The 9711-nt window shown below is 61.3% G+C and carries 6 protein-coding genes; 1 reads left to right on the top strand and 5 read right to left on the bottom strand.

Features of this window, described 5'->3' with window-relative positions; genetic code table 11:
• Positions 1-52 precede the first annotated feature (52 nt).
• The 4 genes from GIR22_RS02875 to tkt all read right to left on the bottom strand — a co-directional run bounded on the left by GIR22_RS02875 (position 53) and on the right by tkt (position 7734).
• A complete protein-coding gene (locus GIR22_RS02875) occupies positions 53-658 on the bottom strand; it encodes a glutathione S-transferase N-terminal domain-containing protein (protein ID WP_178122052.1) in 606 nt (201 codons plus the stop codon).
• Positions 655-4293: an AAA family ATPase gene (locus GIR22_RS02870; protein WP_154741822.1), complete on the bottom strand. Its 3639-nt coding sequence runs from the start codon at positions 4291-4293 to the stop codon at positions 655-657. Before GIR22_RS02870 ends, GIR22_RS02875 begins: the two co-directional genes overlap by 4 nt.
• The gene (locus GIR22_RS02865) at positions 4290-5531 is read right to left on the bottom strand and encodes an exonuclease SbcCD subunit D C-terminal domain-containing protein (RefSeq protein ID WP_154741821.1); all 1242 of its coding nucleotides are present in this window, start codon (positions 5529-5531) and stop codon (positions 4290-4292) included. Before GIR22_RS02865 ends, GIR22_RS02870 begins: the two co-directional genes overlap by 4 nt.
• 136 nt (positions 5532-5667) lie before the next feature.
• Positions 5668-7734 carry a transketolase gene (gene tkt, locus GIR22_RS02860; RefSeq protein ID WP_154741820.1) on the bottom strand — a complete coding sequence of 689 codons (2067 nt, stop codon included), beginning with the start codon at positions 7732-7734 and terminating at the stop codon, positions 5668-5670.
• A 187-nt stretch (positions 7735-7921) separates the two neighbouring features.
• Between tkt and GIR22_RS02855 the strand changes: the two genes are divergently transcribed.
• Positions 7922-8155 carry an HP1242/YdcH family protein gene (locus GIR22_RS02855; RefSeq protein ID WP_154741819.1) on the top strand — a complete coding sequence of 78 codons (234 nt, stop codon included), beginning with the start codon at positions 7922-7924 and terminating at the stop codon, positions 8153-8155.
• A 131-nt stretch (positions 8156-8286) separates the two neighbouring features.
• Here GIR22_RS02855 and hglS read toward each other — a convergent pair whose 3' ends face one another.
• Positions 8287-9675 (bottom strand): 2-oxoadipate dioxygenase/decarboxylase HglS, encoded by a 1389-nt coding sequence (hglS, locus tag GIR22_RS02850; protein WP_154741818.1) that lies wholly within the window; start codon positions 9673-9675, stop codon positions 8287-8289.
• Positions 9676-9711 lie beyond the last annotated feature (36 nt).

Here is a 9711-nt window from a genome sequence, read left to right as displayed (position 1 = left end):
AACGACTGCTGCGCAGCCGATCGCAGGCTGCGCCAGCGGCTACAGCTGATCCTCAGGTCTTTGCCATTACGCCGATAAACAGGTCTGACTCCAGAAACCGCTGCAGCCAGACCTGCAACCGCTGGTAGGGCACCCCTGCGAACCACTCCCGGTCCACATGGGCAAACTGCCGCACAAACGGCGCCAGAGCCACATCCGCCAGGCTTGGATGGTCTGCCAGCAGATACTCGTGCTCAGCCAACAACAGCTCCAACTTCTGCAAAAACACCTCGCCCTCGGTCCGATAGTGTTCCATTGGTTGTTCCGGATAGCGTTCGGCGTACTTGTAGCGATTCAAGTGCACCTTGAATGCCTGATCATTCTCTTCAATCAATTGAGCCATCAGCGACTGTGTCGCGGGCTCATCCTTGAGTAACCAATCCTCGGGATCATTTTGTGCCAGGGCCCAATGCATGATCGCCAGGCTTTCGTCGATCACCTGGCCGTTCACATTCAACACCGGCACGGTGCCCTTGGGCGACAACGCCAGCATGTCCAGCGGTTTGGCCCTGAGGCTGACCTCGAGGATCTGCACCGCCACCCCCGAATACCGCAACGCCATGCGTGCGCGCATGGCGTACGGGCAGCGGCGAAACGAATACAACACCACCTCGCTCACTTGACCTCCAGGGTGCTCAGGCCATTGCCCAGGCGCTTGACCTGGATCTGCACCGGAATTCGCTCGTGCATTTCCTGCACATGGGAAATGACCGCCACCTTGCGGCCCTGGGCTTGTAGACCGTCCAGGGCGTCCATTGCCAGTTGCAGGGACTCGGGGTCGAGGCTGCCGAAGCCTTCGTCGATAAACAGCGATTCAATCTTCAACGTGCTGGATGCCATCGACGCCAACCCCAGCGCCAGGGCCAGGGACACGAGGAACGTTTCACCGCCTGACAGCGAATGCACCGAACGCAGCTCGTCACCCATTTCCGTGTCCCGTACCAGCAAACCGAGCATGCTGCCGCCGCGTTTGAGGCGGTAGCGGCGCACCAGTTGGCGCAGTTGTACGTTGGCGTGGTGCACCAGCAGGTCGAGGTTGTAGGCCTGGGCGATCTTGCGGAAGGTGTCGCCGGTGGCCGAGCCAATCAGCGCATTGAGTCGCGCCCAGCGTTGCCACTCTTCATAGGCCTTGGCGGTCGTGAGCGCCAGGGCCAGGTTGGCATCCTGGCGGCGCTGGTCTTCGGCTTGTCGGGCGCGTAATTCGGCGCAGTGTTTTTCACCGTTTGCCAACAGACCGTTGAGTTCGCCCAGCGCACTGTCCAATTGTCCGGCGTCGAGGTTGCCGTTGTGCAGGGCTTGGTGGTCCTTGAGGCGTTGTTCGCGTTCTTGCAGCAGGACCTTGGCTTGTTCGACGACCTTCTCGCCCTGCTGCAGCTGTTGGCGTAGTTGTCCGACTTGCGCTTCGTCTATCGCCAGCAGGCGCGCCAGGCCATCGTCGTCCAGCTCCGGATGCAAGGCGCGCCATTCGCCGAGGTGGCGGTTGAGTGCCTGCTGTTCGGTTTCCAGGGCTTGTTGGCGCTCATGCCGGGACTTGAGATCGGCTGCCAGTTGGATCAGTTCATTGCGAGTGCCTTGCAACTGCTGGTTGGCCAGCACCTCAGTGCTGCGGGCCTGTTCGACCGCATGGTCCAATTGCTGCTGCCACTGCTCGGCACTGGTGTGTTCTCCCAGTAGCCCGGCGAGTTTTTCCTGTGCAGCCTGTTGTTGGGCGCTCAGGTTGGAAAATTGTTGGTGCAACACCTCCAGTTGTTGTTGGCGATGTTGCTGGCGGTCCTGTTCCTTTTCGATCGCCTGCTGGCGCTGTTGCTGCTCGGCGAGTTCTTCACGCTGATGCTCCAGGTGTTCCAGGCGCTGGCTGATCAGTTGATCAAGCTGCATGAACGTCGCCGCCGGCTCCGTGCGCAAACCCTGCAATGTCTCGCTCGGCAACAGGCTGGCGAAAGCGTTGAGTTCTTCTTCCAAGCGCTCGCGATCGCCTGCCAGTTCCCGCTGCTGGTCCACCAGCTGTTGGCGTGCCTGCTGGCTGGCATCCTGGGCGGCCTGCAGTTGTTGCTGCATCCGGCCGGCGTTTTGTTGCAGGTTGAGCAGGGCGCCCTGGCGTTGTTCGTCCTGGGTGATGTTTTGGTTCAACTGGTTCAGTTGCTGGGCCAGCCAGGCGCTGCGCTTGGCGGCATCCTGATTGAACAGCAATCCTGACAAAGGATGAGCCTCGAGGCCAGGGGCCAGGGCTTGTTGTTCTGCCGCGACATCCTGTTGTTGGCGTAACCGCTCTTTTTGCTGGGCGATCAGCTCTGCGAGTTCTGTACGCAGGCCGTCGATTTTTTCTTTGAGTGCATCAACGGCTTTGCGGGCGTTGGTCACTTCCTCTTCGTCATGGCGTTCAAGACTGCCGAGCAAGGCAGCGGAGGAATGATACGGATGATCGATGCTGCCACAGACAGGGCAGGGTTGATCGGGCTCCAATTGTTCGCGCAATGTCTGGACGTTGATGTCACGTGCCAGGCGCTGGCGCTCCAACAGTTGCTGGATGACCGAAAGCGTTTGCTCGGCTACGGCAAGATCCGCCTTGGCCTGGACGCCTACGCGGTTGAACGCTTCGCGCTGTTGCTTGGCCGCCAACTGCTTGGCATTGAGGTCATTGGCGCGGGTCTCCAGTTTTTGACAGGTTTCCCACTGCCGTGCCAAGTCTTCAAAGGCCCGTTGCTGTTTGCGATTGTCCTTCAACAGACTGTCCAGCAGTTGGATCTGTTCCGCCACCGCGTGTGGCTCGGCGCCAGCCTCCTGATACAGCAAGTCCAGGGCGTTGCGTTGCTGGGCCCATTGCTCGCTGGCGGCGCTGGCCCGCAGCTCCAGGTGCGGCAGTTCGGCCTGGCCTTTGTTCAGGCGATTGCCGATCAGCATCAGTTGTTGCAGGCGTTCGCGCTGATAAGTCCAGGCGTCGCTCAAGGGGGCGAGGGCGGCGCTGTGTTCCAGTTGCGCGGCCAATTGCTGCAAGTGGGCAGCGAGTTGTTGTTGCCGATCCTGCAAGCTACTCAGGACGGCCTGGCCTTCTGTACAGGCGGTTTCAGCCTGCTGCTTTTGCTCGGTGCTTTGGCCAAGATCGCGGGTCAGGCGGGCGAGGGTACTGTGTTCCTCGAAGGCCTGGCGCAGCAATGGCACGGCATCGGCTTGCTGTTTGAGGGCTTCAGCCAAGGTCTGTTGCGCATGGGCTTGATGTTGCTGCAATTGTTCCTGGCGGGTGTGCAGGGAGGTTTGTTGTTCCAGGTGCTGGCGGATCTGGGCGGCCAAGGGCGCCAGTTGGCTCGTCAGTTCGGTTTGGCGCGAGAAGTGATGACGCTGCGGCGCCAGTTGTTCCAGTCGGCTTAAGTCCAGCCGCTGCGGGCCCTGGCTTTCCCACGCCTGCCGGGCCTGCTGCAGCTGTTCGAGCGCACTGTGCTGGCGCTCCTGCCATTCACGCAACTCTTTGAGCCAGGTGTGTTGGTGTTCAAGTTGTTTGAGCTGGGTTTGTTGGGCCTTGAGTTGCTGCTGGGCCTCGCTCAGTTGTTGATCCAGTTCGGCGCGGGCTTCACCAGGCAATGGCGTGATGCCGGTGGCCTGGTCTTGCAGCAGTTTGTGAGCGTCCCTGGCCTCCTTGGCCTTGTCGAACGCGCGGCGCCCCAATTGGGTGTAGAGCGCGGTATCGGTGAGTTTTTCCAGTAATTCGCTGCGCTCGTTGTCGTTGGCCTTGAGGAACGCGCTGAACTCACTTTGCGCCAGCAACACTGCCCGAGTGAACTGCTCGAAATTCAAGCCCAGGGCCAACTCCAACTGGGCCTTGTATTCGGTTTTCTGGCTGGCCAGCAGTTGGTCGCTGTCCAGGTCGATCAGGCTTTGCCGGCTGTTTTGCAGCTTGCCGCTGGCCTTGTCCCGGGCGCGATTGGCTTCCCAGCGAGCGCGATAGCGATGGCCGCTGACGCCGACAAAATCCACTTCGGCATAACCGCCGCCGGTGCCACGGCGAATCAGGGTACGTGGATCACCGATGGAAATGTCAGTGTCGGCATCGGGCATCTTCGCCTGGCCGGTGTCCCCCAGGCGTGGCACGGCACCAAACAGTGCCAGGCACAGTGCATCCAGTAAGGTACTTTTACCCGCGCCGGTCGGTCCGGTGATGGCAAACAACCCGGCACTGGCCAGGGGTTCGGCGCTGAAGTCGATTTCAAACGGCCCGGCCAGGGAGGCGAGGTTTTTCAGGCGAATGGCGAGGATTTTCATGGCTGCTCACCTTCCTGTTGCACTTCCTGGAGCAGCACGGCGAAATCCTTCAAGGTCTGTTCATCCACTTCATTGCCGTAGCTTTCCTGCCAGGCGCGACTGAACAATTCCTGGGGTGTGAGCTGGTCGAGTTCGATCAACCGATCTGCCTGGTTGTCTTCGTGATGGCCTGGGCCTGCGTATTCGGCGGCGATGCGCACCAGGCGCACAGCCTTGCCTTGCAAGGCGTTTTCCACTTGCTGGCGCAGGTCCGGCTGGGGCTCGTCGAGGCGCACGCGCACTTCCAGCCAAGGTTGGCGTTGGGTGTCGGCCAGCAGGTCGATATCGGGCAAGCCTGCCAGTTGCTTGAGGATATCGGCCAGGGGCGCTGCTTCCAGGCGCTGCAGATTGACGGCGCGTGGAATCAGGCGAGGCTCGACGCTGACCAGGGTTTCTCCCTCAAGCTGCACATCGAGAATCTGGTGCTGATAGCCGATTTCGGAAAACGACAACGGAATCGGCGAGCCGCTGTAACGAATGCGCTCCTCGCCGTTGACCCGTTGCGGCTTGTGCAAATGGCCGAGGGCCACATAGCTGACACTGGCATCGAACAGGCTGGCCGGCAGTGCTTCGGCATTGCCGATGATCAGGCTGCGCTCGGAGTCTTCCGACACCGAGCCTCCGGCCATGTGGGCGTGGCTGATGGCGATCAGCGCCTGGCCTGGTTGGCGCTTGGCGTTGGCCGCGGCAATCAGCCATTCGTGGACCTGGCCGATGCCGCGCAGATAATCGTCCCCCAATTGCGCGCCGGTGACTTCCGCCGGGCGCAGGAAAGGCAGGGCCAGGCACCAGCCGACGACGGTGTCGGTCTTGTCGGGCAACGGGATCAGCAGGCGCTCGACGTCCAGTTGGCCATCATCCAGCCACAGTACCCGGCCCAGGGCATGGGTGCGCAGGCGGCGCATCAGCGGCGCGGGCAGTTCGATGCGTGAACCGGAGTCGTGGTTGCCGGCAATCATGACGATGGTCAGTTCGGGGTTTTGTTCGTGGGCGCTGATGATGAAGTCGTACAGGCGTTCCTGGGCCTTGAGCGGCGGATTGACGGTGTCGAAGATATCACCGGCAATCAGCAGCACGTCAGGGCGATGTGTGGTCAGTTGGCCTAACAGCCAGCCGAGAAAGCAGGTGTGTTCGAAGTCGCGTTCCTGGCCGTGGAGGTTTTGGCCCAGGTGCCAGTCGGAGGTGTGGAACAGACGCAAGGCGAACTCCGTAGCAAATAAAGCTCAGTGTGGGTGGCCGCCATGAGCGAAAAGGGGCGGTGAAAAACCAGGAGTTTACCTGTAAACGGCGGCCTGCCGAAGCTGGAGTGCAAGCGTCACCTCCCCGCGGGTGGTGTTAGCCTGGGTGATGGTGTTGGATCTGCTCTTTGGCCAGCTTCACCACATTCTCCAGGGTAAACCCGAACTTGGTCTGCAACTTGGCCAGCGGTGCCGAGGCACCGAAGCTGTTCATCACCACCTTGGCCCCGGTCTGCCCGACATAACGGTCCCAGCCGAGGGGGCCGGCCTGTTCCACCACCACCCGAGCTTTCACGGCGGGCGGCAATACACTGTCGCGGTAGGCCCGGTCCTGCTCTTCAAACAGCTCCCAGCTCGGCATCGATACCACCCGGGCCGCCACGCCGTCGGTTTTCAACTGTTCATAAGCCTCCACCGCCAGGCTGACCTCGCTGCCGGTGGCCATCAGGATTATTTCGGGGTTCTCGGCCCCGGCCAACACATAGGCACCCCGGCGGGCACCGGACGCCGCGGCATATTTCGTGCGGTCAAGGGTTGGCAGGTTCTGCCGCGAGAGCACCATGCAGCTGGGACGATGAGTCTGGGCCAGGGCGATCTTCCAGGCTTCCAGGGTTTCATTGGCATCGCCTGGGCGCAGGGTCAGCAGCCCAGGCGTGGCGCGCAGTTGGCTCAGGTGTTCGATCGGTTGGTGGGTTGGGCCATCTTCGCCAACGCCAATGGAGTCATGGGTGAACACAAACACCACCGGCAACTCCATGATCGCCGCCAGGCGGATCGGCGGTTTCATGTAGTCGCTGAATACCAGGAAGGTCGAGGTGTACGGCCGCAGGTACGATAACGCCATTCCGTTGGCAATGGCGCCCATGGCGTGCTCGCGGATACCGAAGTGCAGGTTACGCCCGCTGTAGTCATCAGCACTGAAGCGCCCGGCCCCCTCGAAGGTCAGGTTGGTCTTGGTGGAAGGGGATAAATCCGCTGAGCCACCCAGCAACCAGGGGATCTGCTGGGCGAAAGCGTTCAATACTTCGCCGCCCGAAGCCCGGCTGGCCACGCCCTTGGCATCACTGGCAAAGGTGGGTACGCGGTCTTGCCAATGCCCGGGCATTTCCCCGGCGCGCATGCGCCGCCACTCGTCGGCCAGGCCTGGTTCGTCCTGCTCGAGTTGGGACAGCGCCTGGGCCCATTGCTCATATAAGGGCCTGGCACGGGCCATCAGCCCATCGCGCAACGCCGTGCGGGCCTCGTCCGGTATCAGGAAACTGGAATCCTCGGGCCAACCATAGGCCGCCTTGGTCAGGCGGATTTCGTCCTCGCCCAAGGGCTCGCCATGGGCGGCGGCAGTGTTGTGTTTATGCGGCGAGCCGTAGCCGATTACGCTGTCGACCACGATCAGCGTCGGTGCCCCGGTGTTGGCCTTGAAGGCTTGCAGGGCGTCGCTCAGGGCCTGGAGATCATTGGCGTCGGTCACATGCAACGTGTGCCAGCCGTAGGCCTGGAAGCGTTTGAGCACGTCTTCGCTGAAGGCCAGTTCGGTGTGGCCTTCGATGCTGATGGTGTTGTTGTCGTAGATCCAGCACAGGTTCGCCAGCTTCAGGTGCCCGGCCAGTGACGCAGCCTCGCTGCTGATGCCTTCCATCATGTCGCCGTCGCCGCACAGGGTGTAGACGTCGTAGTCGAACAGCACCTGAGCGTCCCGATTGAAACGCCGGGCCAGCCAGCGCTCGGCCATGGCCATGCCGACGCTGTTGGCACAACCCTGGCCCAGGGGTCCAGTGGTAGTTTCCACCCCGGTGGTCATGCGGTATTCCGGGTGGCCCGGGGTCTTGGAACCCATCTGCCGGAACTGCTTGATGTCCTCGAGGCTGATGGCCGGGTTGCCGCAGCGTTTGCCGTGCTCATCGATTTCCACCACCCCGGCCAGGTGCAGCAATGAATAGAGCAGCATCGAGGCGTGGCCCACGGACAAGACGAAACGGTCGCGGTTGGGCCAATCAGGGTGTTCGGGGTGGTAACGCAAAAAGCGCTGCCATAGGGTGTAACCCACCGGCGCCAGGCCCATGGGCGTGCCGGGGTGCCCGGAGTTGGCCTTCTGTACGGCGTCCATGGCCAGGGTGCGAATAGTGTTGATGCACAGGGTGTCGACAGCGTTGGCAGCTTGATTCATGGAACCTGTCCTCCTCGGGTGGCGATCTACAGTGGAGGGCAGGGGGCGGCAAAGGTTTTATCCCATCGCACTCCCAGCGACGAGTGGGGACACAAACGCGACAGGCTTGGCCTCAAACATGACAAGAGGTCCTTGGATAGGCTAGGTTCATGGATGTCAGCCATCGACCCATTTACGGAGGTGCTCCATGCCAGTGAAACATGACCTGTATCAGGACCTGACTTTCACCAGGGAAGATATTCAAAAACGCAGGGCTGGCGACAACTACCTGGATTCGCTGCTGCATCAATATGACAGCGCCGACAAGGATGTGCTGGAGCTTGAGTCCTCGGGCGGCGGCGATGACGAGTTGGAGAGGCTGAAGAAGAAGCGCCTGTCGATCAAAGACAAGGTTGTTCAGCAGTTGGAGAAAGCGCACTAGGAAGAAGATTTGTTCAGAATTTTCCGAAAGACAGCATCGTCCCTGCTGCCTATCATGCCAATCGTTCGCCCGACCCAGGGGCTCATTTACGGCGCAAGGACTGCGCTATGGTGTCGGGCGAACTTTTTACTTCACGTCAGTGTCGGCAAGTCCAATGCCGAAGCGCACACCATGATCGAGCGCTGCTGGGTCTGCCCGTATAGCTGCAACTCATCAATCGTCTGGCGCCCCAAGGCTTTTTCAAACTCCACCTGATTGGAGTTCGCCGCGTAGTGACTTTGCGCCGCATCCCCCAGGTTCGACTGGAAAATCCCCGCCGCGCTCACCGGTAGAAAGTCTTCATAGACCAATGGCTCTACATCCACGTGGCCGGCTTCGATCAACGCGTCCAGCGTGCTGGGTTGATTGGCCTGACCGCGCGCCGCCAGCCCCTTGTCGGTGACGAAATAGCGGAAATACGCCAGCGCCTGCTGGCGCATCTGCTGATGATCGTCCGGGAAGGCCTGGAAATGCAGCGCCATCAGTTCGGTGTAGCGCCCGGCATTGGCTTGGGTGGGGAGCGTACCCAGTTCATCTCGCGCTGCATTCAGTAGTTCGTCATACAAGGCCCGGCCTTTTGGGGTCAGCGCCACGCCGCGTTGTTCGATTTCACCGAAGCGTGCGCTGTGGCTACCTTTGGCATCGGTAAAGGCGATGGCTTCGTCCAGGGCCTTGAAGCTGGTCTGGCGCAGCAGGATCGGGCAGTGGCGCCGGGGCGGGCCTTCGATCACGGCTTTGGGGGTGATGCCTTTGCCGGGCATGGCGGCTTGCACCTGGTCGATGTCCAGGGTGCGGGGGGTCAAGTGATTGATGTGTGGGCCCTTGAAGGCCACCACGTCGGCGATCAGCCGGTGCTGGTCGCTCAGCTGTTGGTATTGTGTGGCGCTGACGGTGGCGGTGTGGTGCCAGCGGAAGGTTTCCAGTGCTTGTTGAATGAACTCTTCGGTGTCGGCGGCGCCGAGGCCGCCGTCTTTTTCCGATTGTTCGATCAGTGCCAGGGCGCGTGGGGTGAAGATCGAACGCTTGGCCAGGGCGGCCAGGGCAAATCCGCGCAGTTCGGGGTTTTCGATCAGCTCCAGGCGCAGCAACGAGGTGAAGACCCTGAACGGGCTGGCCTGCAGCGCGCTTTCATGTACCGCGCGAAAGGCTGTTGAATGCACGGGTACTCCGGCTGGAGTCAGGTCGTAGTAGCCCACCGGCTGCATACCCATCACCGCAAACAGGCGGCAGATGGTTGCCAGTTCCTCGGCGGTGCCCAGGCGGATGGCACCGTGGCGTTCCATGTCCAGGCGCTGGATCTCCCCGGTGCGTTGCAGCTGTTGCGCCAGCGCGCTGTCGCTTTCCAACACCCGGGCATTGGTCTCGGCCACCAGCTCCAGCAATGCGCCATACAGCGGCACTTCATCGCGGTACATGTCGGACATGGCTTTGGAGAAGCCTTTGCGGATCTCGTCGGGGCTGACGTGGTGGGCGGTCGACATAGAAAAATTCCTGGCAGCAGTTAGATGGGCGAGGCT

The sequence above is a fragment of the Pseudomonas karstica genome (genome assembly GCF_009707515.1).
In the GTDB taxonomy this organism is placed as follows: Bacteria; Pseudomonadota; Gammaproteobacteria; order Pseudomonadales; family Pseudomonadaceae; genus Aquipseudomonas; species Aquipseudomonas karstica.
This window is presented reverse-complemented; position numbering and strand designations above follow the sequence as displayed.

What these genes read in the sequence shown, in the direction of transcription:
- GIR22_RS02870 (WP_154741822.1), bottom strand. Translation starts at nt 4,293, where the DNA reads ATGAAAATCCTCGCCATTCGCCTGAAAAACCTCGCCTCCCTGGCCGGG.
- tkt (WP_154741820.1), bottom strand. Translation starts at nt 7,734, where the DNA reads ATGAATCAAGCTGCCAACGCTGTCGACACCCTGTGCATCAACACTATT.
- GIR22_RS02855 (WP_154741819.1), top strand. Translation starts at nt 7,922, where the DNA reads ATGCCAGTGAAACATGACCTGTATCAGGACCTGACTTTCACCAGGGAA.
- hglS (WP_154741818.1), bottom strand. Translation starts at nt 9,675, where the DNA reads ATGTCGACCGCCCACCACGTCAGCCCCGACGAGATCCGCAAAGGCTTC.